The sequence below is a fragment of the Nitrospiraceae bacterium genome, assembly GCA_035623075.1.
Taxonomy (GTDB): Bacteria; Nitrospirota; Nitrospiria; order Nitrospirales; family Nitrospiraceae; genus DASPUC01.
Genome location: DASPUC010000043.1, coordinates 37,468 through 64,087 on the forward strand (window position 1 = coordinate 37,468; position 26,620 = coordinate 64,087).

Here is a 26,620-nt window from a genome sequence, read left to right on the forward strand (position 1 = left end):
CATGCCTCTCCCCTACGAAATTTTCGTCGGCCTTCGTTACCTGCGCGCCAAACGGCGGAATCGAACCATCTCACTGAATACGTTTGTCTCAATCGCCGGTATTACTCTCGGCGTTGCCGCTCTGATCGGAACCGTGGGCATTATGACCGGGTTCAAGGAAGATATTCAGGCCAAGATATTGGGCACCACCGCTCATATCATCGTGCAGGATCGGATGAAAGACGGGATGACTGATTACGACTCTGTCGCCGACAAGGTTCAGCAGGTCCCGGATGTGGTTGCAGCAACGCCGTTTGTGCTGAAACAGGTGCTACTGACGTCCCAGACCGGTGTGCAAGGGATTGTGATTCGCGGCATCGATCCGAAACGAGAAGGCAATGTAACCGAACTCGCGAAGAATCTTGCCGCAGGCACCTTGAATGACTTGCAGACGCCCATCAAGGTCAAACAGTCTCCCCCAGACGATCCGACCGGCCCTCCGGTCGAGACCGAAAAACCCGGCATCATTCTCGGGAAGGAGCTTGCGCTGCGACTGGGAGTCTTCATGGGTGATACGGTTAACGTCGTCTCTCCGCCTGCCGGTCCCATCAGTGCGATGGGAATGGTGCCAAAGATCAGAACGTTTGCAGTCGCAGGGATTTTCCAATCCGGCATGTATGAATACGACTCGTCGTTAGCCTATATCGACCTCGGTGAGGCGCAGAAGTTTTTTAACCTTGGTGCGACCGCCACGGGCGTTGAAATCAAGGTGACCGATGTGTTCCACGCCGCAGACATTGCCCGTTCGGTTGAACAGTCGCTCGGATTTGCCTATGGGGCCAGAGACTGGATGCAAATGAACCGCAACTTATTTTCCGCATTGAAGCTCGAGAAAACGATGATGTTTTTGCTCTTAGTCCTGATCACCATCGTGGCTTCGTTCAATATCGTCAGCACCCTGACGATGATCGTAACGGAGAAGCAGAAGGAAATTGCCATCCTGAAAGCGATGGGCGCGACGAGCACCAGTATCCGCCGCATCTTCATGCTGAACGGCTTGATCATCGGTCTGACCGGTACGAGCATCGGAATTCCGCTTGGCTACGCGTTCCTCTGGCTGATTCAGACCTTTTGGACCTTCGACCCGACCGTTTATTATATTTCTCGCATTCCCGTTCATGTTCTGGCCTCTGACGTTCTGCTCGTTGCTGGGTCGGCCATCCTGATCAGCTTTTTCGCCACAGTCTTCCCCTCCCGCCAAGCTGCCAGGCTGGGACCGGCGGCGGCCCTGCGATATGAGTAACCAACTGAACAGCCAGCCCCCAGCCGATTGCCATGATCGATGGCTGCAGGCCAGGCGCTGGTGGTCACGGTTATGATCACGATCAACGACCTGTACAAAACCTTTAAGATAGGCGAGCACGATTTGACCGTGCTTAACGGCATCAACCTGACAATCCGGCGAGGTGAGCTGCTTGCCATCATGGGTGCATCAGGAGCCGGAAAGAGTACCCTCCTGCACATCATCGGCATGTTGGAACGCCCCACACGAGGAACGGTAACGTTTGACGAACACAATTTGTTTCAGCTTTCTGAGTCAGCACAGGCGGAGTTTCGCAATAAGCGGATCGGGTTTGTGTTTCAGTTTCATCACCTGCTGCCGGAATTCACAGCTCTTGAGAACGCCTGCATGCCGGCTTTGATACAACGACGGTCACCGGCCGACGTCCAAGCTGATGCCGTAGCGTTGTTGACCGAGGTAGGATTGGGCGAACGTCTGTATCACAAACCCGGCGAATTGTCCGGCGGCGAACAACAACGAGTCGCCGTCGCACGGGCCTTGATACAGAAACCGGACTTGGTGCTGGCCGACGAACCGACTGGCAATTTGGACACTCACACAGGGGAAGCCCTCTTTGCGTTGATGCGAGATCTCAATAAATCGCGTGGAACCACGTTCGTCATCGTGACCCACAACGAAAAGCTTTCCGCCCAGTCCGATCGTATCGTATACATGCAGGACGGTCAGATCGTCTAACTCTTGACGGTACTCGATCCCTCCAATAGACTCAGCAAAAGACCCGATCCTTCAGGGAGGACGTTTTTTCATGCGTATCCTTACGGCTCTGCAGGCAGCGGCAGCCGTCATGGTCGTGGGTCTATCCGGGCAAGCATTCGCCGTCGAATTCGTTACCGTAGGTCCCCGCGCGGCAGGCATGGGTGGTGCTGGAGTGGCGGTCACGACCGACGCCTATGCGACCTATTGGAACCCGGCCGGCTTGGCGATGGTCAAATCCTTGGACATTCGAATTCAAGCGACGGCTCAAGTGACCGGACGTGACAATATCTTCAACGCGCTGGATGATTTAAAAGACTTTAACCCCAATGACACATCAGCGGCCAATCAGGCGAAGGCTCAGAGTATCGCGAATCAAATCAATCAACCTGGGGCCACCGTCTCAGGACTTGGTGCAGGCGGCATCTACGTGAAAGGACATTTCGGCGAGCATGCATTTGGATTCAACGTCTCCGATGTCGCGACGTCGGGAGGATTCGTGACCTCACCGATACAGGTGACGACGGGCGGCGGGCAGGTTAATTTGGCCGGCCAGATGACGTTACGGGGATTGCAGGTCGGGCAGGCAGCATTTTCCTATGCCTATGCCTTTGCAGATAAGACTTTTGCCATAGGTGTCACGGGCAAGATTCTTCAAGGTTGGGCCTACAACAATCCGACCAACCTGCAAGGTGGGGCGAACCCGGATCTTCTGAGCAATTTTGGTAAGGCGAAGATTTCGACCGCCTATGGCGTCGATCTCGGCGCCATGTATCGCCCTTCTTCGTGGTTGCGATTTGGGGTGGTCGCCAAAGACATCAATCAACCGAGTTTCGACGCGCCGGGCGGACAGGAGTACAAACTGACGCCCCAGGTCCGCGGCGGTGTGGCGGTCAATCCCTGGTCGACGATGACCATTACTGCTGATATGGACATCACCTCCAACCAGACACTGGTGCCGCGATTGAAGAGCCAGGTCTTGAGCCTCGGCATGGAACAAACGCTTCTATCTGAATTTCTGTCCCTCAGGATCGGAACATATAAGAACGTTCAAGACGCAGGATCCATCTTTACCCCGACCGCCGGACTCGGGTTTCGAATCTACTCCTTCCGCCTGGACCTCGCGGGCGGGTACGATTTTGATAAAGGAGGTGCGATCGCCTCCGGTGCTCTTGCATGGACGTTCTAATGGTATACTGACCGAATGACCTTCACCGTCCATCGTACAGATTTACGGATCGCTCTCGGCTTCTTCTTATTGACCAGCGCCGGTTGTGGAGGTCTGCAAGAAGTCTGGGAGGGACCTGGAGCGAGGGTGTTTCGCCCCCAGGCGATCGCCGTACTTCCACCGATGGCGAGTCAATACGACAGTGCCCGTGAGGACATCCAAGAAGTCATCGCCTCAGCCCTCAACCGTATCGCCCATATCGAACGCGTAGTGGCTCCCGAACAAGTGACCGATGTCTTTCAAGGGTCGAAAGAAGCATTTGATGCCTTAGTGTTTTATTTTTCTCGCCTCGAAATGACCGGTCAATCAGATAAGGAATCGGCGGTGAAGCTTGGGAAAGCCCTGAACGTCGATTCGTTTCTGGTTGTTCGGGTGAATTCCTGGGAGTACGTCAGGAAAGAGGGCGACAACGCCGGCCGCGTGGGACTCAGCCTCCGGCTAATCGATGCGACGAATGGGACGACGGTCTGGAAAGCTCGCCACGAACGGTCTAGCAGTTATATGTTCATGAAACCAAACTTGAAGGATGTCGCCAGGGATCTTGTCGACGAAATGATCAAACAGATGCCCCCACAACCGAAACACTAGCCGCTTCTCCGAGTCGTCCCCCCTCACGAATCTCAAGCGTGGCCCTCTCCAGCCAACGTAGTAGTAACTTCTGTCGATGAAAAGCTCGGGAAAGAAATGCGTTAACGGCTTGTCGCGAATGAAGATGAAACCATCGCGGCTTTCAGGGATTTTACAAAAGCTCCTACTTGAACCGCCATCCCCCTGTCTTGTTGATGTGCGGCAATCCGTTTGACGATCGCGCTACCCACGATGACTCCGTCGGCAATCGCACCCACCTTGGCTGCATCGTCAGGCGTCGCCACCCCGAACCCCACCGCTACCGGTATCGTTGAAATCTTTCTGATCTTCTCGACGTTGGCTCGGACATCGGTGAGGTTGCTGAGTGTCGCCCCCGTGATCCCGGTAAGGGACACATAATACACAAAGCCCTGCGATCGACGGACGACATAGGAGCGGCGTTCTGCTGTGCTCGTCGGCGCCACGAGAAAAATCAGCTGCAAGCCGGTCTCAGCGGCTGGCTCTTCGAGGGGGCCTGCTTCATCCGGCGGCATGTCCGGGACAATCACACCATCGACGCCGGCAGCCACCGCTTCCCGGCAGAACCGCTCCGGTCCAAACGCATGGATCGTGTTATAATAGGCCATGAAGATAAGCGGGATCTGGGTTTTGTTTCGAAGCGTCTTCACCATCGGAAGGATCTTGCGCAGCGATGCACCGTTCCGAAGCGCCCGTTCCGCCGCCCGTTGAATGACAGGACCATCAGCAATCGGATCCGAGAACGGAACGCCAAGCTCAATCATATCGGCTCCGGCCTGCTCCAATTCCAACACCAGGCGTTCCGTGTCGTGTAACGTCGGATCGCCAGCCATGATGTAGGCGATCAACGCTTTACCGTTACGGCCCCGCAGTCCTGCAAATGTTCGATCCAATCGTGACGTCACAATGTAATCCCTCTCATTCTCGCGACCTGCTGGACGTCCTTGTCACCTCGACCGGAGAGGTTGACGATCATCACGTGATGTTTCTTCATGGTTGGTGCGATCTTCATGATGTGCGCGATGGCGTGCGCACTCTCAAGCGCAGGCACGATCCCTTCTTCCCGTGAGAGCAGATCGAAGGCCGCGAGGGCTTCGTCGTCGGTGGCGGAGGTGTATTCTGCCCGGCCCTCATCACGCAAATAGCTGTGCTCGGGACCGACCGCCGCATAATCCAGCCCCGCCGACACGGAATGGGTGAGGTTGATCTGTCCGTCGTCGTCCTGGAGGAGGTAGGTCATCGTGCCTTGCAGCACACCGGGTTTTCCACCTGCAAATCGTGCAGCGTGTTTTCCGCTGGCAATGCCGAGCCCGCCGGCTTCAACGCCGATCATCTTGACCTTTTTATCGTCACGGAAGGCGTGAAACAGGCCCATCGCGTTGCTGCCGCCACCCACACAGGCGACAAGGCTGTCCGGCAGGCGTCCCTCGGCGGCAAGGATTTGCTTCCGGGCTTCACGCCCGATGACAGATTGAAAATCGCGAATCATCATGGGATAGGGATGAGCGCCCAGCACAGAACCGAGAATGTAGTGCGTGGAACGGACGTTCGTCGTCCAATCCCGCATGGCTTCGCTGATCGCGTCTTTGAGCGTCCGACTGCCGGCATCCACTCCAGTCACCGTTGCTCCCAGGAGACGCATGCGGAAGACGTTGAGTGCTTGTCGCTGCATATCCTCGGTCCCCATATAAATTTCACACTGCAGACCAAACATTGCCGCCACAGTTGCCGTCGCCACACCATGCTGACCGGCACCGGTCTCGGCAATGACCCGTGGTTTCTTCATCCGTTTAGCGAGGAGCGCTTGGCCGATTGCGTTGTTGATCTTGTGAGCTCCCGTATGACAGAGATCCTCGCGCTTCAGATAGATTTTTGCGCCGCCTAATTTCTTCGTCAGGCGCTCTGCAAAGTAGAGCGGAGTCGGACGGCCGGCGTACTGCTTCAAATAGCCGGCAAATTCCTCCTGGAACCGGCGATCCTTGGCAGCCTTCACATATTCCCGTTCCAATTCGAGGAGGGCTGGCATTAAGGTTTCGGGGACGTACCGGCCCCCGTACAATCCGAATCGCCCTCGTTTGTCAGGAACAGTAGCCATAGAACTCTCTGTGAAGATGCAAATAATTAGTATAGACGGGGCTGTTACGGGGACACAACCTTCACCGCACGGAGAAAGGCTCGAACCTTCTCGTGATCCTTCTTGCCCGGAGCGACCTCAACCCCACTGCTGACATCCACCCCATACGGCTGCACCGCTCGAAGAGCCTGACCCACATTCTCCGGTGTGAGACCTCCCGCCAGAACAACCGTCGCTGCTTGGGCAACCTCCCTGGCCAAGCCCCAATCGATAACCTGACCGGTCCCCCCGTAGGCCTCATCGCAAAACGCGTCGAGGACGAAGCCCCGCACCCCGGCTCTCCCTTGATATTCCGCAAAGGAAAGGAACGTGCTTCGGTCCTTCACCCGTAGCGCCTTCAGCACAGGACGACTCAATTCGCGACAGTACGTCGCGGTTTCCTCCCCGTGGAGCTGGGCGAGTGCCAGGCCACACGTGTCCATGACATCGCGCACAACCTTGATTTCCTCGTTGACGAAAACTCCGACCGGCACCACGAACGGCGGCAACTGGGCAACGATCCGTTGAATCATTATCGGTTCGACGTATCGAGGGCTTTTTCGATAGAGAATGAAGCCGAGCGCATCAGCCCCTGCCGCTACTGCAACCAAGGCATCCTCGATGTTCGTAATTCCGCAAATTTTTGCTCGATATGACACGGCTATTTCGACTTTCTCCAGCTATAACTCTGATGTGGTCGGAGTCCTTTTCTCCGCTCCACAAAGCTCCTGGATTCTCGCGCCAATATCGTCGGCACGAATCAAGGATTCGCCCACGAGCATTGCGTGGACGCCAGCTTCGAGAAGCCTGATGACGTCGTCCCGCTTATGAATGCCGCTTTCGCTCACGATCAATCTATCCTTGGGGACACGTTTGGCCAGTCGCGACGTGACACCCAGATCCGTAGAAAATGTCTTGAGGTCACGATTATTGATTCCTATCAACCGTCCATCGGGAATCCGTTCAAGAACCGTATCGAGTTCGCGCTCATGATGCACTTCAAACAACGTGTCCATGCCGAGTTCTTTGGTCAACGCGTGATAATCGATTAACTGTTCCCGTTCGAGTGCGGCAACGATCAAGAGCACCGCGTCGGCACCGTAGGCACGAGCTTCATAAAACTGCACCTCTCCGACCATGAATTCCTTGTTGAGCACGGGCAGCGGAATTGCCTGCTTGATCTCTCGCAGATATTCAAGGTTCCCTTGAAAAAACTCCCTGTCGGTTAGGACGGATAAGGCCGAGGCTCCATGGGTATAGAACGACTTGGCGATTCCAAGATAATCAAACCTCTCCTCAAATTCCGGTCTGAGAAGCCCTAAACTTGGTGATGCTTTCTTGACCTCGGCGATAAGGGCTGGGCAGCTGGTCGTTTTAGTAGCATCTAGGGCCACCGCAAACCCCAGGGCACGCGGCAAATCCCTGATCCGACCGGTGAGTTCGGCCAAGTACCCACGGCTCTGCTTGTGTCGAAGCTCGGCCTTCTTGTGCTCGAGAATACGATCCAGAATCATGTGCTTGCCGGGCTCGTGGCGAGGGGCAAGTGGCCAGAGCTTGAATCTCCCTAAGCCCCTTGCCTCGAACCTCAAACCTTTCTATTTATTCGTATAGGCAACGAGACGTTCTAGTTTCTCTGCGGCGGCTCCGGAGTCGATCGTCTGAGCGGCCAGACGAAACCCTTCCTGAAGCGATTTTGCCTTGCGTCCAGCGACCAGCGCAGGAGCTGCATTCAGACACACGATGTCCCGCTTCGGTCCCTTCCGCCCCCGCAGAATGTCGCGTGTGATCTCCGCGTTGTCTGGTGGATATCCACCAGCGAGATCCTTCAAGCGCACACGAGACAGCCCGAACTCCTGAGGATCCAGCACGTAACTGGATAGGACGCCCTGCTTACCCTCCGACACCATGGTTCTGTCGGTCATTGTAATCTCGTCGAGCCCATCCAAGCCGTGCACGACGAAGCAATGCCGTGATCCCAGTTGTAGGAGAACTTTCCCCACGAGTTCGGTGAGTGTTCCATCGAATACGCCAAGCACTTGGATGGTCGCGCCGGCTGGATTCGTCAGTGGTCCGAGAATGTTGAGCATCGTCCGGATTCCGATCTCCTGTCGTGGCCCAGCGCAATGTTTCATGGCGCCGTGATACAGAGGCGCAAAGAGGAATCCGATTCCGACCTCATTGATGCAATCGGCCACGCGCTCAGTCGATAGATCAATTTTGACGCCTAAGGCGGCCAAGACGTCAGCGCTCCCCGATTTGGATGAGACCGACGTATTCCCGTGCTTCGCAACGGTGAGACCAGCGCCGGCAACGACAAGTGCCGTCGTCGTCGAAATATTGAAGGTATGGGCTCCGTCTCCTCCAGTGCCACAAGTATCCACGACATCGGGATCTCCGACGGCAATTCGAACGGCACGTGCTCGCATCGCTCTCACAGACCCGACGATTTCCTCCGCAGTTTCACCCTTGAGACGAAGCCCCATCAGATACGCAGCAATCTGGGCTGGCTTGGCCGCGCCATCCATGATTTCGGCCATCACTTCTTCGGCTTCTTTGTCTGTAAGGGAAATGCGATCGGCCAGTTTTGCAATGGCGTCTTTGATCATGATCAGCAGCTATCAGCCCTCAGCTATCAGCTGGCAGCGATCAGTTCCGCCGTAGATCCACTGGCCGAAAGCCGACCGCTCATTGCTGATGGCTACAATGTAAAAAATTCCGTAGGAGGTCCTTGCCGACCGTCGTCAGAATTGATTCCGGATGGAACTGCACGCCTTCAATACCGAACGATCGATGCCGAATCCCCATGATTTCTCCCTCAGCCGTTTCGGCTGAAATGTCAAAGCAGGACGGGAGCGTCGAGCGGTTGACGATGAGGGAATGGTATCGTGTGGCTTCGAAGGGATTGGGAAGATCTTTAAAGATCGTCTTGCCATCATGCTTAATCCATGATGTTTTTCCGTGCATGAGACGCTCGGCCCGCACGACTTCTCCTCCAAACGCAACCGCCAATGACTGATGTCCCAGGCACACACCCAAAAGGGGAATCGCTCCGCCGAACCGCCTGATTGCTTCGACTGAGATCCCCGCTTCTTTTGGTGTGCAAGGACCGGGGGAAACGACCAGGCGGCTCGGATGCAGCGCTTCAATCTCATCAAGCGTAATTTTGTCGCTTCGATAGACGTGGACGTCTTCTCCCAACTCGCCAAAATACTGCACGAGGTTGTACGTAAAGGAATCGTAGTTGTCGATCATTAATAGCATAGAAGCTCTCAGCTGATAGCTGATGGCTGATAGCTCAGAGCCATGTAATTTTGAGGTCTGCTTGCCATCTGCCTTTCCCTTACTCCAATCCTTGTTCCGCGAGCTCAACAGCTTTCATCATGGCGCGGGCCTTGTTGCATGTTTCTTCGTACTCATGCTCCGGATTGGAGTCAGCGACGATTCCGGCACCGGCTTGGATATATGCCTGATGTTTCTTGATCACGACTGTCCGGATGTTGATACACATATCCATATTCCCAGAGAAACTGAAGTAGCCCACGGCTCCTGCATAAGGCCCACGCCTCGTCGGCTCGAGCTCATCGATAATTTCCATCGCTCGGATCTTGGGAGCACCCGACACGGTTCCGGCAGGAAAGCAAGCGCGCAACACGTCATAAGAGTCCCTGGCTGGATCAAGCCGCCCCGTGACGTTCGACACAATATGCATCACATGGGAGTACCGTTCCACATGCATGAGGGAGTCGACGTGCACGCTACCTCGTTCGGCCACACGACCGACGTCGTTTCGTCCCAGATCGACGAGCATGACATGTTCAGCCCGCTCCTTTTCGTCCGCCAGCAGCCGGCGCTCTAACTGCTGATCTTCCTCCGCCGTCGCGCCTCGCCGACGTGTTCCTGCAATAGGTCTGACTGAAATCAACCCATCTTCGCACCGGACCAGGGTTTCAGGAGATGACCCGACCAGTTCAACTCCTGCGATTCTCAGGTAATACATGTATGGAGAGGGGTTCACGACGCGCAGCGCCCGGTACAGCTGTAACGGACTTGTCTGAATATTGGTTTCCCATCGCTGCGACAGGACCGCCTGAACGATATCTCCTGCGCGAATATACTCCTTGGTCCGGGCGACCATTTTCTCAAAGTCGGCCTTGCTCATATTCGAGGTAAACGTGATCGGTCTATTGCGGCGATGAGGTCGTGTCCGTCGAAGCGGTCGTTTGAGACGAGCAATCATCCGTTCGATGCGTTCTGTCGCCTCCCGGTAGGCTCGTTTAATATCTCGATCAGCCGTCGACTTCACATGGGCGTTGGCCACCACTTTGATCTTTTGGGCGACGTTGTCGAAAATTAACAGCGTATCGGTCAGCAAAAACGCAAAATCGGGAGCGGAACCCTGATCTTTTCGACGAGTTGGGAGCTCTTCGAACGTACGGATCATGTCGTACCCGAAATATCCCACAGCCCCGCCAACAAACCGGGGGAGATCCGGCAACGTAACTGGACGGTAGCTTTGCATCAGCTCTCGCAGACGGTCGAGAGGTCGACCAAGACTGGGAATGCGCTTCTTGCTTTTTCCCCTGAGAAGGATTAGATCTCCTCCGTCTTCGTACACGACGACAGGAGTCCCCCCTCCTAAGAACGAGTATCGCGCCCATTTCTCCCCACCTTCGACACTTTCAAGCAAATAGGCTGACGGGCCGTGATCGATCTTGGCAAAAGCCGAGACCGGCGTCTCATAGTCAGCCAGAATCTCTCGATAGAGAGGGATCAAATTCCCCTCATGGGCATAACGACGAAACTGGTCTAGGCTTAACGAATACTGTGGCGTCTGCACGTGAATATTCCTATTGTCGCTATTCCTGACCGACAATGAGCTTTTGCCCAACCTCGATGATCTCATCGGGCAGTTTGTTCCACTTCTTGATCTTATCAACACTGACCCCGTAGCGGCGGCTGATGCGGTACAGGGTTTCCCCAGGTTTGACCACATGGACCATGCCTCCGGCCTTCACATCCGGCGTCGTGTCCATGGACGTTGCCTCAGCCACCTCTTTGGTATCCGATGGTGTCCCCGTGAAGGCTCCCGAGAGGTCCGTGCTCTCCAGGCTTACATCAGGCTTGGGTGTTCGTGCCGAAGCCGCTGAGGAGCGCTTCACATCGGTCTTCGCTTTCCGCTCGAGCAACGCAGCTTCTTTCATCGCTTCAGCTTCTTCCTGCACCCGGCTCATTTGTTCCCTTACCGCTTGGACCTGAGCAGTTAATTCACGATTCCTCGCTTCGTACTCCGACAATTCCCTCTTCGTCCGCTTCACTTCACTGTCGAGCTCACTGGTACGTTTTTCTTCTTGAGCCAGCAGACGCTGGAAGTTCAGGCTTCTGGCCTTCTCCGCCTCGTATTTTTCACTGAGCACGCATCCGCTCAGCACGAAGCCTCCCAAGACCACCAGAACAGTGCGATTGACCACCGTGGGATTCACAATCATTCTGCCTCCCTCCTCCTTCATGAAGACCTCCTTCTACGGTTCCGGGTTTCTGCCCCAAGCAGCCCGGAAAACGCACCGGCTGTCAGTCAAAACAGGCACCTTACCGAGGATTTGATAGAATAGTGGCTAACGCTGCGAAAGTCAAAGCGAATACGGCTGTTTCGATCGTTTGACCAGCTTCCTACCCCTATGGTACGGTCGACCAGCGACCGAGGTTCCTCCCTCATGGCCACTTCCGACATTCCCTCCCGTATCATCGCTCTGCGTAAGGCAATCCGGTGGCATGATTATCTGTACTACGTCAAGGACCGACCGGAGATTTCCGACACCGCATACGATCGCCTGTTTCGAGAGCTGACCGAACTTGAACAGGCAAACCCGGACCTGGTAGCCCCGGATTCTCCCACCCAGCGTGTCGGTGCCCCACCATTGGACGAACTCATTAAGGTACCACACGAACAACCTATGTTGAGCTTGGACTCGATTATTGATTCAGCTGAAGTCATCGCTTTCGATCAGCGAATGAAACGAGAACTCCATGCTTCGTCGGTGGAGTACACCGCCGAACCGAAATATGACGGCCTGTCGGTTGAACTCGTTTATGACCACGGTCTGTTCACACGAGGTGCTACGAGAGGCGATGGAATCACCGGAGAGGATGTGGCCGTGAATCTCCGAACGATCCGATCGCTACCTCTCCAACTTCAACCCCAATCGGAATTTCCTGCCCATTTGGTCGTACGCGGAGAGGTCTACATGCGACTCGACGACTTTCAGGCTTTGAACCGCCGTATGACCGAACGAGAAGGCGAGACATTCGCTAATCCCCGCAATGCAGCGTCCGGTTCCTTACGGCAACTGGATTCGAGCGTGACAGCGCAACGGCCCTTGGTCGTTACTTGTTATGAAGTCATGGCTTCGTCCGGCTCGCCATTGCCCACACATTGGGAAGAGCTAGAAGCGTTGTCCCGTTGGGGGCTACCTGTCCCAATGCACCGACAACTGTGTCGGTCTATTGATGACGTCATGAAGTTCCATCATGAAACTGAAGCCGTGCGTGACACCCTCTCGTACGAGATCGACGGCGTAGTGGTGAAGATAAACCAACGAGAGTGGCAACAGCGATTGGGTGTGAAGTCCCGAAGTCCGCGGTGGGCCGTCGCATACAAATTCACCCCCCGCAAAGAAATCACGACGATTCAGGACATCGTGGTGTCGGTGGGACGCACCGGCACTCTTACGCCTATTGCCTTACTCAAACCCGTGGAGGTCGGTGGCGTAACTATCAGTCGAGCGACCCTCCACAATGCGGATGAAGTTGCGCGGAAGGATGTTCGAATCGGCGACACGGTAAAGGTTGAGCGGGCCGGCGATGTTATCCCGGCGATCGCGGAACGCGTGCCGGTGAGCGGTGAGCAACGCGCTGAACCATTTGCCATACCGGTCCACTGTCCCGTTTGTGGATCGACCGTGGCGCGGGAAGGGGCCTACTACTACTGCACAGGCACGACTGTCTGTCCGGCACAGCTCAAGGGAGCGATTGAGCACTTCGCCTCGAAAGCTGCGATGAATATCGGAGGACTCGGGCACAAGACCGTGGCGCAATTGGTCGAACGAGGTCTCGTTCGTTCACTGGCTGATCTCTATCATCTGTCCAAAGAACAGCTGATGGGGCTTGAAGGGTTTGCCGACCGATCTGCCACGCTTCTCCTCGAGGCAATCGAACGGAGTAAGGTTGTGACGCTGGATCGCTTTTTGATGGGGCTTGGCATCCGGCAAGTCGGCCAACATGTAGCCAAAGTGCTGGCCCGTGAATACCATACCTTACACGCCATCATGGCGGCACCGCAGGAACGTCTGCAGCTAGTTCGTGAGATCGGCCCTGAAATCTCCGCAAGCCTTTTTCTTTTCTTTCAGGAAGACCACAACCGGCTTGTGATCGAGCGCCTCCTCACCAATGGCATCGTGATTAATCCAATCGCGCAAGCGCGAACGGGAGGGACAACGTCGTTGGCTGGAAAGACATTTGTCTTCACAGGAGGGATGGATCAATTGACCCGTGACGAGGCCGCTAAGTTGGTAGAAGAACGAGGGGGAACCATCTCTTCGGCGGTGAGTCGGAAAACGTCTTATGTGGTGGCGGGGCGAGATCCTGGATCAAAACTGGATCAGGCCAAAAAACTCGGAGTATCCATCCTCTCGGAAGAAGAGTTTGTGACCTTACTCGGGCAGACCGGAGGCCGATCTAACTGACCAGATCGAGATTGGGAGCTTCAATATGCGCGGGGATTTTTTCTTCCCGGACTATTTGAACGCTGCGAATGGACCGTGGGTCTGCCTCATGGATCAGAATGCGGCAATTACCGATCCTGAGCTCATCTCCAACTTTCGGAATCCGGCCCAATTCCTCCTGAATAAGGCCGCTGATCGTGACCGCTTCGTCTCCTAGATCGACTTTCAAAAATTCATTGATTTTGTGGACTTCCGTCCTTCCATGAACCAGGATTTGATTTTTCCCAAGGCGCTTAATCAGTTCTTCCGTTATGTCTGTCTCATCCATGATCTCACCAACCACCTCTTCGAGGAGATCTTCGAGGGTGACAATCCCCATGACGCCGCCGAATTCGTTCACGACCACCGCCATGTGCCGCTTGTCCTGCTGAAACTGCTTCATGAGGTCGTCGGCGGTTTTTCCTGCCGGAACGAACAAGGCCGGGTTGGCAATGTCTCTCAATTTCATCTCGAATCCGCCCTTCGACAATTCCGTGAGCGCACGTGTCTTATAGAGAATTCCGGTGATGTTATCTAAAGTCCCATCGTAGATAGGAATGCGGGAGTATTTTGAATTGTAGAGCAGATCTTGGGCTTCCTTGAGGTGGAGATTCCCATCCAAAGAAAATACGTATAAGCGCGGCGTCATGGCGTCTTCAGCCGTGATGTCTTTAAGCTGAAACACGTTCTTGATCATCTTAACTTTCTCGAACTCGATCGCCCCTGCTCTCCCTCCCTCGTCCAACATGATTTTGAGCTCTTCTTCAGTCACCAGGGGCAAGGTCAGTCCCTTCCCCCCAGTCAGCTTGTGTATCAACGGTACCATCAACGCCAATATCGGTTTCAGCAGCAGCTGAACTCCGTAGACGGGATAGGCCATGCTGAGGGTGACAGGAACGGCGAACTTCGCCGCCAGGGTTTTCGGAATGACGTCTACGGATACCAGAAGCACGAAGGTCAATAACCCAACGGCTACGGCTACTGTGTCACTAAAAAATGTTCGTTCCCCTCCAAACGTATTGAGCGTAAGGAAGGTGGCATACATTGGGGTCGCGGTCGCAATGAGTCGATCCCCGACCAGGATGGTAGACAGAAGCTTTTGGGGGTCGCTCCGAAGGTATAACGCCATCTTGGCACGCTTGCTTCCATTTTGGGCAAGAGCGCGCAGCTTCGTCTCATTGACCGCGAAAAAACCGATCTCTGCCGTTGAGATTACGGCTGAAAGAACAATTAGACCGAGTAGGATCAAGACATCAAGCATGTGAGTCTAGAATTGATTAAGGATGACCGATAGCTGAAGCCGATGAGAGGCATCCACGGCGTGAAAAAACGGATCTCCCAGCCATCTGAACATGCCGTGGCGCTAGAAGAACCTGGTCAACCAGGAAGTGGCTTGGAGACCCAGTACTGTACATAGGAGATTACATTTATCATAGGAGGGGGGGGGCAGCAAGCAGATCATCAAAACCATCTAACAAATCAAAAGGTTGCGTCACATCACTTGATAATTTCAAGGGAAACTCCGCTACCATATTCCGCTAAGTATCGTCTCGCACGACAAAGGGCTGGATATCCAAGGAGGATTCGAGGCGCGAGGCTGCGGCTTGGGCCTGAGCCTCGGTCATGAACTCCCCTACCTGAACGCGGTACCGACGTCCCTCTGGAAGCTCGATCGTCACAATCCGTCCCCCGTGGTAGTTGGTCCTGAGTCGTTCCAACAGGCTCACTGCGTTCTGACGATCGGCGAAGGAACCGACTTGAATTCTCAGAACCCCCATATCAGCCGTACGACCCTGATATCCGACCACACGAAGCTCTACCTGATCCGTCCCTGCCCCAGTCATGCCCAATGCGTGGGCCCCGGCCAGCGAAAGATCGACGATGCGCCCCTTGGCAAATGGACCCCGATCGTTGATGCGAACCGTCACGTGCTTCCCAGTGGTCAAGGACCGGATGACAGCGACAGACCCCAAGGGAAGGGTCCGATGAGCTGCAGTAAGCTTGTACATGTCGTACCGTTCACCATTGGACGTCTTATTTCCGTGGAATCCCGGGCCATACCAGGATGCCACCCCCCTTTCGACATAGCCAATGGGATAACCGGGGAAATAGGTGGGCCGAGGAGCTGCTCCTCCACAGGAAACCAGCAGGTAGCTACTGACGGCCAGGAGGGCTAGGGCTAATGGACGGGACCGGACCGAAGCAAGCCCTTTCCACATGGTCAGAATTCATCAAGTGATTGATCCCGAAGAACGTTGAGAGCCTTCTCTATATTCGAAACGGTGAGGACGACGATCGCTCGTTTGCCTTCGCGCGAGGGGGTGCAGTAGCCACATTTGATATTTATCCGCGCCTTGGTTAAGAGATCCGCCACCTCCTTCAAGGCTCCCGGCTTATTTTCTAAACTCAGAAGCAGGGCCGTTTCCTCGGAAAACCTGATCTTTGCGGCTTTTAGTGCAGCTCTGGCTCCATCCAGATCTGCTACAAGGAATCGTAGCTTTCCCGTGCCAGTAACTTCAGGCGCAGAAAATGCCTTGATATTTACCCCTGCTTCACCCAAGACGGACGCCACTTGAGCAATGACGCCAGGTTTGCTTTGTTCACTAATTAAGAGTTGCGTCGTCGTTGGCATCGACAGCACTCCAAATTGCGACGGTCCATCACGTACAAAACTCGGCGACTCCTTGTCAGTATCAGTCCGGAACCTTTATCGACTACGAGCAGAATCTTCAACGACAATTGGGGGCTGCACCGACCAATTTAAACCTCTTATAACACATGACAGGCATCGTTGAGAAACGAGTACTCATAGATGCACGTGAATGACACCTCAGCTTCCTGGGCAATTTTCTGGGCCAGTTCTTTCTCCCCACGGGGCACTAAGAGGTAAATTGGTACCCCTCGGATTATCGCTTTGCGCCAGCGGGTCTTGGTTTCAAGACTCACAAGTGTTTCCGCCGTTTCGACTTCAGCCATCCATTCCATACTATTTCCGCCAGAGGTCACATACCAACCGACGATGTCGCACTGTTGATTCGAATCGGCCCATGGATTCTGTTCGAGACTTGTCTTAATGGTGACCCGACAATGAAAGGCTTGGGCCCATCGTTGAGCCACCAGACTGACTACCTGATCGTGGACCGTTTCGATACCCTGTTCCCGTATTGTGGTGCTCATAGATAGCCTCTTAGCCAGACCAGACTCAGTGGATCCGCACTTCCAAGGACTCCGGTCTTTCTACGAATTGGATATGGGATATACCAATCTTCCTGTTCTATCTGACACTTGGGCTCGGACGAACTGGTTCCTTTAAAGGGACGGTCTTAAGAGCATCCACTTGTGGCACCACAGGTATCGCACTTGAGACAAGTCCCATTCCGCACCATCGTAAACTGCTTACACTCTGTGCAAGGATCCCCTTCATAGCCTTTTTGACGAGCAATCTGTACTGCTGTGAGCGTCACCGTTTCCCGCTTGATTTCGACCTTGTGCGCAACATTCCCGTTCCCGTGTCCATGGCCATTGCCCTGGTGTCGTGAGGTCACGTTCTGTCTGGACGGGAACAGATCGGTGCTGATTGAGGCCGATGCCAGGGTTTCCGGAGTTGCTTCCTCCTCCATGCATTCCGGATCTTGCTCATCCTTCTTCATCGAATCCATCCGCAGATCTTCCTCCTGGACCTGCGCCAGATCGAACCGATCAAGATAGGTTACGGCCAGTTCGCGGAAAATATAGTCAATGATCGAAGTCGACATCTTGATCCGATCGTTGAGTTTCACCGGTCCGTTAGGCTCAAATCGGGTGAATACGAAGGCTTCAACAAACTCCTCCAACGGCACTCCGTGTTGAAGACCAAGGGAAATCGCGATGGCAAAGCAGTTCATCAGACTGCGGAAGGCGGCGCCTTCCTTATGCATGTCTAAAAAGATTTCGCCCACTGTTCCGTCTTCATATTCACCGGTACGGAGGTAGAGTTTATGTCCACCAATGACCGCCTTTTGTGTATAGCCATTCCGGCGTGTTGGAAGCGGCCGACGCTTGGCCAAGTATCGAACCAGAACCCGCTCCGTGATCTTTTCCACCGCTGCAAGGACTTCGGGAGCAGCTTCCGCTGTCTTTCCGCCGTCCGTTGATGCGGAGAGGGGTTGACTCAACTTCGACCCGTCGCGATACAACGCAACCGCTTTCACCATGGATTTCCAGGCAAAGAGGTACGCCGATTTAACATCCTCCAGCGTCGCATCAGCAGGCATATTGATGGTCTTGCTGATCGCGCCGCTGATGAACGGCTGAGCGGCAGCCATCATTCGGATATGGGCGTCGACAGGAATGTATCGTTGGCCGATGCGGCCGCAGCGATTCGCACAATCAAAAACGGGCAGATGCTCGGCCTTGAGATGCGGGGCACCTTCGACCGTCATCGTTCCGCAACAGTAGTCGTTCGCCGCCGCAATTTCTTCTTGCGTGAATCCCAGCGTCTTCAGCATATTGAAGTTGGATTCATTCAGCTGCGCATCCGTGAGCCCGAGCTTCCCTCGGCAGAACTCCTCACCCAGCGTGTACTTATTGAACGTAAATTGAACTTCGAAGGCTTGTGCCAGCCCGCTCTCCATTCTGGCCAGAGCAGCATCATCAAATCCCTTTTGTCGTAACGTCTCGTGGTTGATGAACGGCGCACCTTGAAGGGTCTGGCGTCCCACGCAGTAGTTCACGATCTCGCGGATCTGAGATTCGTCATAACCCAACGATGCCAGCGCCGGCGGTAAGCTTTGGTTGATAATCTTAAAGTAGCCACCGCCCGCCAACTTTTTGAATTTCACCAGTGCAAAATCCGGTTCGATACCGGTGGTATCACAGTCCATGACCAACCCGATCGTGCCAGTGGGAGCGATGACCGAGACTTGCGCGTTTCGAAACCCATAAGCAGTACCAAGCTCCAGAGCGCGGTCCCATGCGCGCCTCGCAGCAATCAGCAGTTCCGGCGGACAATGTTCCGCATGAATACCCATTGGCTTGATCGTCAGGTTTTCGTATTCCTCATCAGGAGCGTTATAGGCTGCTCGACGATGGTTGCGGATCACCCGGAGCATGGCATCGCGATTTTTCGCATAGCCGGGAAACGGCCAGAGCTCAGCCGCCATTTCAGCCGATGCCGCATACGATTCACCAGTCATGATGGCAGACAAGGCCCCGCAGATCGCTAACGCTTTAGGAGAATCGTAGGGAATTCCCTGCCGCATCAGAACCGTGCCCAAATTGGCGTACCCAAGACCGAGCGTTCGGAAGTGGTAGCTTTTTTCCGCAATCGAGCGGCTGGGGAACGAGGCCATCAACACGCTGATTTCCAACACAATCGTCCAGAGACGGACGGCGTGTCGGAAATTGTCCAATTCAAAACCACCATCAGAGGTAAAAAACTCTCCGAGATTCAGTGAAGCCAGATTGCACGCCGTATCGTCGAGGAACATGTATTCCGAGCACGGATTCGACGCATTAATTCGGCCATCCTCCGGACAGGTATGCCATTCATTGATCGTACTGTCGTATTGGGTGCCGGGGTCCGCACAAATCCACGCAGCCCAGCCGATGCGATCCCACAAATCATGTGCCTTGACCGTTTTGGACACCTTCCCATCCGTTCGTCGCTTCAATTGCCAGTCACCATCAGAATCCAATGCAGCAAAAAACTCATTGGGAATGCGGACGCTGTTGTTCGAGTTTTGGCCTGAGACTGTCTGATAGGCCTTGCCATCCCAATTAGTGTCATATTCGTGAAATACAAAATGGGTGAATCCCTGTTGAGCATAGGCAAACATCCGCTGCACATAGGCCTCTGGAACCGCATCGCGTCTCGCTGCCGCTAGAGCTTCCTTCAGGATCGGGTTCTGCTTCGCGTTAATCTCAACCTTCATCTGCCCGGCACTATCGACCACGTGGCAGGCCTTGAGGACAGCATTCAGACGTTCCGCGCAGATCTTGGACCCTGTCACCATGGCTGCGACCTTTTGCTCTTCAATTACCTTCCAATCGATGAACTCCTCGATATCCGGGTGATCGAGATCCAAACAGACCATCTTGGCAGCACGCCTGGTCGTTCCGCCTGACTTGATGGCGCCGGCCGCGCGGTCACCGATACGAAGGAACGACATCAAACCAGATGAGCGACCTCCTCCAGACAACGACTCACCGTCCCCGCGCAGTTTCGAAAAATTTGTTCCAGTTCCGGATCCGTACTTGAACAAGCGTGCTTCCCGCACCCAGAGGTCCATGATTCCATTTTCGTTGACGAGATCGTCTTCGATCGACTGAATGAAGCAGGCGTGTGGCTGCGGATGTTCGAACGCGTTGGTGGCCTTCACGACCTCGCGAGTTTTCGGGTCTACATAATAATGTCCCTGCGCTGGTCCATTGAGCCCGTATACATAGTGGAGACCTGTGTTGAACCATTGGGGCGAGTTCGGCGCGGCCATTTGATGTGCCAGCATGTAACAGAGTTCGTCATGAAAGGCGTCGCTGTCTTCCGGGGTCTTGAAATACCCGTAGGCCTTTCCCCAGTGAGTCCAACAGCCTGCCAATCGCTCGAACACCTGTCGCGCATCGCGCTCGCCTCCTAAAACCGGCTTGCCGTCATGTTCGAGAATCGGGCCGCCGTCTTCACCACGGAGCGGAACGCCAGCTTTCCGAAAGTACTTTTGCGCAAGAATGTCGATGGCCAACTGAGACCAGGGTTCCGGAATATCGATCTGATCGAGCTTGAAGACAGTCGAGCCGTCGGGATTCCGAATCTCCGAGGAACGTTTCACGAACGCCAGGCCTTCATAGGGGCTTTGTCCGCGACGCGTAAATCGTCGTTCTATTCTCACGATCGACCCTCCTCAAGCAGTATGGTTGACTGGCCTATTGCGCCCTGTGGGACTGAAAGCTGAATAGAGCACTGTTTCAATCAAGTAGTCTCTTTCGCCATGAGATGTTTCGTGACCTGAACCAAAGCCCGGTAGCGGAGTAGCTACATATAGCTATTGGAATTAATTGTCAACACTAAATATTGTGGGTTCTCTGTGGAAAGAGAGGAAAAGCTGTGGATAACTATAATGCCGGACACAACGCCGTTCGACACGAATTTTGCTCTACTTATCCACAAATTCGCGACTGGCTTGGAACTGTTTTTTCCGGATAGATGATCTGTATGCTGATGGTGATGTCAAAAAGTCAGGCGCCCAAGTCTTAACACCGCCTCGTCGACACCCTTGAGTGGAATAAAGTGCCCGCCGATACCAAGCACAACAATGTGAACATCCAGGACCTTGGTTTCAAAACGACAGAGCAACCCCCAATTTCTGCGAACTGTGTTCGGCCGTACCACTCCTTGGATAAGTTCCTGCCCATGGGTTCGAAAAATGTTCTGTATGACGGTTCGTTCTCTTTCTGGCGTCGAGGAATCCATCCGCTCGATTGCCTGACTCAATTCTGATTGAACAAAAGAAAGATATTGTTCCGTGGTCGGATTAGTCAGCGCAAGAACGACCGCCGCTGAAAGCCCGATGACAAGACACAGTAATTGCAGAAGATTCATCCCCCTGTCTCCTAACGTACCCCTGCCTCCCCCCAAATGCTCCTCTGTGCTGACTCCTCGTCAGTCCACTCTGTTTGACAAAGTATTGTCACATGATTAGCCTACCGCGCAACAAGGCGTCCCGTAATATGTCTGCCGTATTACCCTGAGCAGGAGGATAGCTATGTTCGTATGGAGCAAGCGTCTCGTTATGACACTCTTAGGACTTTTTGTGCTCTTCCTGGGAATATTCCTCGTGCATGGTGCCCCAGACACGGCCAGCGGCCTCAAAATTCACACGACGCGATGGATGGCACTCAATTACGCGGGGTTGGTGATCTGGGTGTTTGTGTGGATGATTGACCAAGCACGCATGCGAGCGCAGAACTTCTGGGTCTGGCTCGTCCCCTTCCTCCTGGCCCCTCTACCTACATTAATGCTGTTCGTTCTCTATCTCCAGCGTAGACTGAAGCCGTCATAAACCGCCTCACGTCGGAGACTGATCCGCATCCTGTAGTTCACGAGAAGACTGAAGTCTCACTCTAAGGATCCACACCAGCCATACACCAGGCAATGCAATCAGAAACGACAGGAAGAAGAATTGAATCCAACCGACCATCGCAACCAATTCTGCCGATGGACGTCCGGAAAAGACCCGTCCAAATGCTTCCAAGGAAGAGAGCAGAGCAAACTGTGTAGCGGTGTAACGATGGTCGCAGAGCGACATGATCAGCGCGACAAACGCGGCGGTCCCCATGCCTCCGGTCAGATTCTCGACGACAACCGAAGTCACGAGGACTACATGGCTCTTTCCTATCCATGCGAGCCACATAAAGCCCAAGTTCGAAATGGCCTGGAGCAGGCCAAAGACCAGAAGTGACCAAACCAGCCCCAATCTCGCCATCGCGATGCCTCCTGCCAACGCACCTATCAACGTGGCCGCGACGCCAAGCCCTTTCACATACCCCACCTCGCTGATCGAAAATCCGATGCCTCCAATGAGAAAAGCCGTCTGAAGAGACGCGGCAAGGGCATCGCCGATCTTATACAGCACAATAAGCGCGAGGAACCCCCAGACGGATGAACGGGCGAAGAGTTCTTTCAACGGACCACCGATTGCCTCTCCGAGTGTGGCTGGAGCCCCGCGAGTTTCTGACGGCTCTGGGCTGACGAGGATCGTTGCAACTCCGGTAGCCATCACGGCAGCGAGCACGAGATAGGTGGTCTGCCAGCCAAGGTGATCGGCGAGTACTAATGCACCGGCGCTGGCAACCAATAGCGCAAAGCGATATCCATTCACCCACACAGCAGCCCCGAAACCTCGCTCATTAGGCCGAAGTACATCGGTCCGGTATGCGTCGAATACGATATCAAGCGAGGCGGAAAGAAATGCCACGAGCACAGCAAAGACCCCCAAGAATTCTGGGCGATCACGGGGATCAATCAGTGCCATGAAGGCAAGACCAACGGCCACACCTAGCTGCGTGACCAACATCCATCCGCGCCGCCGACCCAACCAAGGTAGCGTGACTCGATCCATCAGCGGGGCCCAAAGGAATTTGATCGTGTATGGGAGACCAACGAGAGTAAAAATCCCGATGGTCTTCAGGTCAACACCGACGACCGTCAACCAGGCCTGGAGTGTACCGGCTGTCAGTGCCAATGGCAGGCCGGAAGCAAAGCCAAGAGGCAACATGATCTCGATGCGACGGTTCGCAAGAATCTGAAGAAGAGAACCTACGCTCATCGATTCTACCCAGAGTGAATACGGCTCCAGCCTACCATTAGGGAAGAATCCGTCATCAGAACTTTCTGGAATTTTGAAGGGGGAAGCCAGAACCCGAGCGGGCGATTGGATTTAGACAGAGTCGTCTACAACCTCAACAGGACTGACCATTAAAAGTGCACGGCTTATAGCGTAAGACGTCAAATTCGACGTTCTCTTGATAGATCCGTTCGTTGCCGTTGACGCCGTCCTGTTCCGGATCATTCCACATGGTGTGGTTCCACCAATAGAAGAGAGGATGGGCCTCTGTCTGGTAGACCGGATTCCCGAAATTGCTGCGCGCGTACTCTTGCACCATCCGCCCCGTTACGTAATCGACTTGGCCGTTCCCCTGGAGTGAATAGAGCATGAGAAACAAGCGCGCTTCATGATCGTAGAGCTCGTCCACCCGCGTGTTCAGATCAGGTTCAACAGGAAGGATGTCTTTGGTCCACCCACCTGATGCAGGGAACAGGAAAAGTAGACTGAGGAAGAAGCTGACGCCAAACCGTTGCGGAGAATTCATGCTCGACGCACCGTCCCGCTAAAGGCGACAACGGAGCGCATCGTATCACGAGACGACGATGTCTTCAACTATCGTACGCCTTGCCGCCGCCTGAAGAACCTCTCTATAATGCCTCCCGGCCGACGTATGAAACGAGCCTCTCTCCATACTCTCGGTTGCCGGTTGAATCAGGCCGAGACAACCGTTCTGGAATCGCGGCTTCGACGAGACGGGTACCGTGTCGTCGAATTTGGTGAACCGACGGATTTGCTCGTGGTGAATACGTGCTCCGTAACGGAGGACGCGGAACGCACCTGTCGCTATGTTATTCGAAAGACGTTACGGCATTCTCCTGAAGCGTTCGTTGCCGTCACCGGTTGTTACGCCCAAACCGGGACACACAGGTTGCGCAATGTTCCCGGTATCGATCTCATCGTCGGCAATCAATTCAAGTGGGATCTACCCTCATTTCTTCCCACGCCCCAGGCATTGAAAAAACGCGCCCAGGCGGACGTGATCCATACCAAGACAATCGATCGTGAGGACTTCGCCCTGCCCGAATACGGCGAACCAGACTCTACGAGAGCGTTCCTCAAGATCCAAGATGGTTGCAACGTCATGTGTAGCTTCTGTCTGATTCCGTTCGCACGAGGTCATGAGCGAAGCCGCTTCGTGGAGGACGTGATGCGAGAAGCATCAATCCTCGTTGAAGGCGGCTATCGAGAAGTGGTCCTTACAGGAGTGAATATCGGGCGCTATGGCCAGCGCGGCGTGGATCTTGTGGGATTGATCGAGCGACTTGAGACGATTGCGGGGCTTGAGCGAATCCGAATCTCGTCGATCGAACCAACGACGATCACGGAGTCCCTTCTCGACAAAATGGCCGTGTCGTCAAAGCTCTGCCCTTATCTCCATGTCCCGCTGCAAAGTGGAGACGACGGGATTCTGCATGCCATGAATCGTCCGTACCGCGTGGCGGAGTTCATTGCGTTGATCGAACGGGCGGCTTCCTTGGTTCCCCGACTCGGATTGGGTACCGATATCATGGTAGGATTCCCGGGGGAAAGCGAGGCCGCCTTCACGAACACGCTCCGCGTGACCGACATCCTTCCTTTCTCCTACTTTCACATCTTTACCTATTCGCCGAGGCCGGGTACGGCCGCCTCGAAGCTATCTCACCGTGTGCCGGACCGAGTTAGCCGGGAAAGGGCGCGAAGAATGGCTGAGCTGTCACGACATAAACGGCTGACCTTCGCGGAACGACACATCGGTTGCACCCTGCCTGTACTGTTCGAATCAGGAAAGATAGATGGCCTCAGGATTGGAACGACAGCCAATTTTTTAAAGGTGGCCGCGGCTTCAGAAATCGATCTTGCGAATCAGCTGAGGCTCGTGGTGATTACCGGAGCGTCAGATCGTTGGGCTGTCGGCCAATTGATGGAAGAACCTCGACACTCTCGAACGCTGTCTCTACCTATATTATGACAACCCACTTCGCAGCACCTTTGATACATCTCGAAACATTTGGATGCCAGATGAACGAGTATGATTCTGAACTCGTTCGCTCGCTTCTGAAGCGAGAAGGCTTTGTGTTCACCGAGGATCGCGAGCGCGCCGACGTGATTCTTATGAATACCTGCGCCATCCGAGAGAATGCCCACAACAAAGTCTATAGTCACCTCGCTGATCTCAAAGCTCTCAAGAAGCAGCGTCCGCTGGTGGTGGGAGTTCTGGGGTGTATGGCACAGAATCTGAAGGAAGAGCTCACGGAGCAACAGCCTCTGGTCGACGTGCTTGCCGGTCCTGATGCCTATCGTCAATTACCCATGCTCCTAACCAACGCACTTCGATTACAGGAGCAAGGATCAGCTCTTAAGGGGTTTGCTGTCGATCTCTCCGAATACGAAACCTACGACGACGTTGTGCCAGAACGGAACGACGGTGTGAATGCCTGGATCGCTGTTATGCGGGGATGCGATAATTTCTGCAGCTTTTGCGTCGTGCCTTATACGAGGGGACGAGAGCGGTCACGCGACCCGGAAGGAATCGTACGAGAAGCTCGACAGATCGCTGCGCAAGGGTTTAAGCAGATCACTCTCCTGGGGCAAAACGTGAATTCTTACCGTCATGGCAGTTGGGACTTTGCCCGGTTGCTTACAGCGGTCGCTGACGTGCCTGGAATCGAACGTGTTCGCTTTACGTCCCCACACCCGAAAGATTTTCCCTCTGGCCTGATCGAGGTTGTCGCGGAGCATCCTCATGTTTGCAAACATATCCATCTTCCGATGCAGTCCGGTAGCGATCGTATTCTCAGCCTAATGAACCGCAATTATACGAATGTGGAATATCGTGCTTTGGTGGATCGCATTCGAACGTTCCGTTCAGACATCGTGTTGACCACCGATATTATTTGCGGATTCTGTTCGGAAACGGATGCCGAGTTTACTGAAACCTACAAGCTGATCGAAGAAATCCGATTTTATAACGCTTATATCTTCAAGTACTCTGAGCGAAAGCATACGATTGCCGCCAGAAAATTTCTCGATGACATTCCGGAGCAGGTGAAGGCGGAACGGGTTACCAGGCTCGTCGACCTTCAACATCGGATTTCTTACGAATACAACCGGTCATATATCGGCACCACAGTCGAGGTCTTAGTTGACGGTAATTCCAAACGCTCTGATTCTCAGTCAACGGGAAAGACCGATGGCAATGTCACCGTTGTCTGGGATAAATCTCTCATTACCTGTCGGCCGGGAGATTTCGTCGGAGTGCCGATCCTTGATGCCTCAGCATCTACGTTGTTCGCCCACACACGCCCACAAGCACGAAAACTACTCTGCTGACGCCTTGCTGTAGCTACAAGCCTTCACCGAACAATTCTGAACAGCAACGCTCAGCGAATGTCCGTCCGGTGCCGGCTTTGGAAGAAATCCTCTAGTCGAACGCCCCGCTCTCTCTGATCAGTTCAACCCCAGACGCAAAATCTTCTAAAACGGACCGCCACGTTGCTTGCCGGAGAAGATACGGCATATCAATGTGTTAGAAAGCTATGGTTT

At 54.3% G+C, this 26,620-nt stretch carries 24 protein-coding genes; 8 read left to right on the forward strand and 16 right to left on the reverse strand.

Going from position 1 to position 26,620, the window contains the following annotated elements; all coding sequences use genetic code 11:
- Position 1 precedes the first annotated feature (1 nt).
- The 4 genes from VEI50_13485 (at position 2) to VEI50_13500 (ending at position 3,851) form a co-directional block, all read left to right on the forward strand.
- Entirely contained in the window at positions 2 to 1,282 is a 1,281-nt protein-coding gene (locus tag VEI50_13485; GenBank protein HXX76136.1) for a lipoprotein-releasing ABC transporter permease subunit, read from the forward strand.
- 39 nt (positions 1,283 to 1,321) lie between these two features.
- Positions 1,322 to 2,017, forward strand: a complete 696-nt coding sequence (locus VEI50_13490) for an ABC transporter ATP-binding protein (protein HXX76137.1) — start codon at positions 1,322 to 1,324, stop codon at positions 2,015 to 2,017.
- Between the two features lie 70 nt (positions 2,018 to 2,087).
- On the forward strand, positions 2,088 to 3,224 hold the full coding sequence (gene traF / locus VEI50_13495) for a conjugal transfer protein TraF (GenBank protein ID HXX76138.1): 1,137 nt from the start codon (positions 2,088 to 2,090) through the stop codon (positions 3,222 to 3,224).
- A 15-nt stretch (positions 3,225 to 3,239) separates the two neighbouring features.
- Complete coding sequence (locus tag VEI50_13500) at positions 3,240 to 3,851, forward strand: DUF4136 domain-containing protein (GenBank protein ID HXX76139.1); 612 nt, start codon at positions 3,240 to 3,242, stop codon at positions 3,849 to 3,851.
- Between the two features lie 101 nt (positions 3,852 to 3,952).
- On the opposite strand, the gene trpA is transcribed toward VEI50_13500, so the two are convergent.
- The 8 genes from trpA to VEI50_13540 all read right to left on the reverse strand — a co-directional run bounded on the left by trpA (position 3,953) and on the right by VEI50_13540 (position 11,489).
- Positions 3,953 to 4,774 (reverse strand): tryptophan synthase subunit alpha, encoded by an 822-nt coding sequence (trpA, locus tag VEI50_13505; protein ID HXX76140.1) that lies wholly within the window; start codon positions 4,772 to 4,774, stop codon positions 3,953 to 3,955.
- Positions 4,771 to 5,964 (reverse strand): tryptophan synthase subunit beta, encoded by a 1,194-nt coding sequence (gene trpB, locus VEI50_13510; protein ID HXX76141.1) that lies wholly within the window; start codon positions 5,962 to 5,964, stop codon positions 4,771 to 4,773. The genes trpA and trpB overlap by 4 nt, the downstream gene beginning before the upstream one ends.
- 44 nt (positions 5,965 to 6,008) lie before the next feature.
- Positions 6,009 to 6,641 carry a phosphoribosylanthranilate isomerase gene (locus VEI50_13515; GenBank protein ID HXX76142.1) on the reverse strand — a complete coding sequence of 211 codons (633 nt, stop codon included), beginning with the start codon at positions 6,639 to 6,641 and terminating at the stop codon, positions 6,009 to 6,011.
- Between the two features lie 21 nt (positions 6,642 to 6,662).
- Entirely contained in the window at positions 6,663 to 7,496 is an 834-nt protein-coding gene (gene trpC / locus VEI50_13520; GenBank protein HXX76143.1) for an indole-3-glycerol phosphate synthase TrpC, read from the reverse strand.
- An 81-nt stretch (positions 7,497 to 7,577) separates the two neighbouring features.
- A complete protein-coding gene (gene trpD / locus VEI50_13525) occupies positions 7,578 to 8,588 on the reverse strand; it encodes an anthranilate phosphoribosyltransferase (protein ID HXX76144.1) in 1,011 nt (336 codons plus the stop codon).
- A 79-nt stretch (positions 8,589 to 8,667) separates the two neighbouring features.
- Positions 8,668 to 9,243 (reverse strand): aminodeoxychorismate/anthranilate synthase component II, encoded by a 576-nt coding sequence (locus VEI50_13530; protein ID HXX76145.1) that lies wholly within the window; start codon positions 9,241 to 9,243, stop codon positions 8,668 to 8,670.
- A 79-nt stretch (positions 9,244 to 9,322) separates the two neighbouring features.
- Complete coding sequence (gene trpE, locus VEI50_13535; GenBank protein ID HXX76146.1) at positions 9,323 to 10,819, reverse strand: anthranilate synthase component I; 1,497 nt, start codon at positions 10,817 to 10,819, stop codon at positions 9,323 to 9,325.
- Between the two features lie 19 nt (positions 10,820 to 10,838).
- A complete protein-coding gene (locus VEI50_13540) occupies positions 10,839 to 11,489 on the reverse strand; it encodes a LysM peptidoglycan-binding domain-containing protein (protein ID HXX76147.1) in 651 nt (216 codons plus the stop codon).
- Between the two features lie 204 nt (positions 11,490 to 11,693).
- Between VEI50_13540 and ligA the strand changes: the two genes are divergently transcribed.
- Positions 11,694 to 13,721 (forward strand): NAD-dependent DNA ligase LigA, encoded by a 2,028-nt coding sequence (gene ligA, locus VEI50_13545; GenBank protein HXX76148.1) that lies wholly within the window; start codon positions 11,694 to 11,696, stop codon positions 13,719 to 13,721.
- Here ligA and VEI50_13550 read toward each other — a convergent pair.
- From VEI50_13550 to VEI50_13575, 6 genes are all read right to left on the reverse strand, one after another.
- Positions 13,714 to 15,000: a hemolysin family protein gene (locus tag VEI50_13550; protein HXX76149.1), complete on the reverse strand. Its 1,287-nt coding sequence runs from the start codon at positions 14,998 to 15,000 to the stop codon at positions 13,714 to 13,716. The two genes, ligA and VEI50_13550, sit on opposite strands and share 8 nt — an antisense overlap.
- Before the next feature lie 277 nt (positions 15,001 to 15,277).
- Positions 15,278 to 15,958, reverse strand: a complete 681-nt coding sequence (locus VEI50_13555) for a septal ring lytic transglycosylase RlpA family protein (protein ID HXX76150.1) — start codon at positions 15,956 to 15,958, stop codon at positions 15,278 to 15,280.
- 2 nt (positions 15,959 to 15,960) lie between these two features.
- Complete coding sequence (locus tag VEI50_13560; GenBank protein ID HXX76151.1) at positions 15,961 to 16,371, reverse strand: hypothetical protein; 411 nt, start codon at positions 16,369 to 16,371, stop codon at positions 15,961 to 15,963.
- A gap of 137 nt (positions 16,372 to 16,508) precedes the next feature.
- Positions 16,509 to 16,916 carry a hypothetical protein gene (locus tag VEI50_13565; protein HXX76152.1) on the reverse strand — a complete coding sequence of 136 codons (408 nt, stop codon included), beginning with the start codon at positions 16,914 to 16,916 and terminating at the stop codon, positions 16,509 to 16,511.
- Positions 16,917 to 17,062: 146 nt separating this feature from the next.
- Positions 17,063 to 20,602, reverse strand: coding sequence for a vitamin B12-dependent ribonucleotide reductase (locus tag VEI50_13570; GenBank protein HXX76153.1), 3,540 nt, complete (start codon positions 20,600 to 20,602; stop codon positions 17,063 to 17,065).
- Positions 20,603 to 20,940: 338 nt separating this feature from the next.
- On the reverse strand, positions 20,941 to 21,312 hold the full coding sequence (locus tag VEI50_13575; GenBank protein ID HXX76154.1) for a DUF4359 domain-containing protein: 372 nt from the start codon (positions 21,310 to 21,312) through the stop codon (positions 20,941 to 20,943).
- A 163-nt stretch (positions 21,313 to 21,475) separates the two neighbouring features.
- On the opposite strand from VEI50_13575, the gene VEI50_13580 reads away from it, so the two are divergent.
- Positions 21,476 to 21,772 carry a hypothetical protein gene (locus tag VEI50_13580; protein ID HXX76155.1) on the forward strand — a complete coding sequence of 99 codons (297 nt, stop codon included), beginning with the start codon at positions 21,476 to 21,478 and terminating at the stop codon, positions 21,770 to 21,772.
- Positions 21,773 to 21,778: 6 nt separating this feature from the next.
- On the opposite strand, the gene VEI50_13585 is transcribed toward VEI50_13580, so the two are convergent.
- Positions 21,779 to 23,038 carry an MFS transporter gene (locus VEI50_13585; GenBank protein ID HXX76156.1) on the reverse strand — a complete coding sequence of 420 codons (1,260 nt, stop codon included), beginning with the start codon at positions 23,036 to 23,038 and terminating at the stop codon, positions 21,779 to 21,781.
- 133 nt (positions 23,039 to 23,171) lie between these two features.
- Entirely contained in the window at positions 23,172 to 23,582 is a 411-nt protein-coding gene (locus tag VEI50_13590) for a hypothetical protein (protein HXX76157.1), read from the reverse strand.
- Between the two features lie 126 nt (positions 23,583 to 23,708).
- Between VEI50_13590 and mtaB the strand changes: the two genes are divergently transcribed.
- Both mtaB and miaB read left to right on the forward strand, forming a co-directional pair.
- The gene (gene mtaB, locus VEI50_13595) at positions 23,709 to 25,046 is read left to right on the forward strand and encodes a tRNA (N(6)-L-threonylcarbamoyladenosine(37)-C(2))-methylthiotransferase MtaB (GenBank protein HXX76158.1); all 1,338 of its coding nucleotides are present in this window, start codon (positions 23,709 to 23,711) and stop codon (positions 25,044 to 25,046) included.
- Entirely contained in the window at positions 25,043 to 26,407 is a 1,365-nt protein-coding gene (miaB, locus tag VEI50_13600; protein ID HXX76159.1) for a tRNA (N6-isopentenyl adenosine(37)-C2)-methylthiotransferase MiaB, read from the forward strand. The genes mtaB and miaB overlap by 4 nt, the downstream gene beginning before the upstream one ends.
- The last annotated feature ends 213 nt before the right edge of the window (positions 26,408 to 26,620 follow it).

What these genes read in the sequence shown, in the direction of transcription:
- VEI50_13590 (HXX76157.1), bottom strand. Translation starts at nt 23,582, where the DNA reads ATGAATTCTCCGCAACGGTTTGGCGTCAGCTTCTTCCTCAGTCTACTT.
- trpD (HXX76144.1), bottom strand. Translation starts at nt 8,588, where the DNA reads ATGATCAAAGACGCCATTGCAAAACTGGCCGATCGCATTTCCCTTACA.
- VEI50_13550 (HXX76149.1), bottom strand. Translation starts at nt 15,000, where the DNA reads ATGCTTGATGTCTTGATCCTACTCGGTCTAATTGTTCTTTCAGCCGTA.
- VEI50_13560 (HXX76151.1), bottom strand. Translation starts at nt 16,371, where the DNA reads ATGCCAACGACGACGCAACTCTTAATTAGTGAACAAAGCAAACCTGGC.
- VEI50_13555 (HXX76150.1), bottom strand. Translation starts at nt 15,958, where the DNA reads ATGTGGAAAGGGCTTGCTTCGGTCCGGTCCCGTCCATTAGCCCTAGCC.
- VEI50_13530 (HXX76145.1), bottom strand. Translation starts at nt 9,243, where the DNA reads ATGCTATTAATGATCGACAACTACGATTCCTTTACGTACAACCTCGTG.
- trpB (HXX76141.1), bottom strand. Translation starts at nt 5,964, where the DNA reads ATGGCTACTGTTCCTGACAAACGAGGGCGATTCGGATTGTACGGGGGC.
- trpC (HXX76143.1), bottom strand. Translation starts at nt 7,496, where the DNA reads ATGATTCTGGATCGTATTCTCGAGCACAAGAAGGCCGAGCTTCGACAC.
- miaB (HXX76159.1), top strand. Translation starts at nt 25,043, where the DNA reads ATGACAACCCACTTCGCAGCACCTTTGATACATCTCGAAACATTTGGA.
- VEI50_13575 (HXX76154.1), bottom strand. Translation starts at nt 21,312, where the DNA reads ATGAATCTTCTGCAATTACTGTGTCTTGTCATCGGGCTTTCAGCGGCG.
- traF (HXX76138.1), top strand. Translation starts at nt 2,088, where the DNA reads ATGCGTATCCTTACGGCTCTGCAGGCAGCGGCAGCCGTCATGGTCGTG.
- VEI50_13500 (HXX76139.1), top strand. Translation starts at nt 3,240, where the DNA reads ATGACCTTCACCGTCCATCGTACAGATTTACGGATCGCTCTCGGCTTC.
- VEI50_13540 (HXX76147.1), bottom strand. Translation starts at nt 11,489, where the DNA reads ATGAAGGAGGAGGGAGGCAGAATGATTGTGAATCCCACGGTGGTCAAT.
- ligA (HXX76148.1), top strand. Translation starts at nt 11,694, where the DNA reads ATGGCCACTTCCGACATTCCCTCCCGTATCATCGCTCTGCGTAAGGCA.
- VEI50_13580 (HXX76155.1), top strand. Translation starts at nt 21,476, where the DNA reads ATGTTCGTATGGAGCAAGCGTCTCGTTATGACACTCTTAGGACTTTTT.
- VEI50_13585 (HXX76156.1), bottom strand. Translation starts at nt 23,038, where the DNA reads ATGAGCGTAGGTTCTCTTCTTCAGATTCTTGCGAACCGTCGCATCGAG.
- VEI50_13485 (HXX76136.1), top strand. Translation starts at nt 2, where the DNA reads ATGCCTCTCCCCTACGAAATTTTCGTCGGCCTTCGTTACCTGCGCGCC.
- VEI50_13565 (HXX76152.1), bottom strand. Translation starts at nt 16,916, where the DNA reads ATGAGCACCACAATACGGGAACAGGGTATCGAAACGGTCCACGATCAG.
- mtaB (HXX76158.1), top strand. Translation starts at nt 23,709, where the DNA reads ATGAAACGAGCCTCTCTCCATACTCTCGGTTGCCGGTTGAATCAGGCC.
- VEI50_13490 (HXX76137.1), top strand. Translation starts at nt 1,322, where the DNA reads ATGGCTGCAGGCCAGGCGCTGGTGGTCACGGTTATGATCACGATCAAC.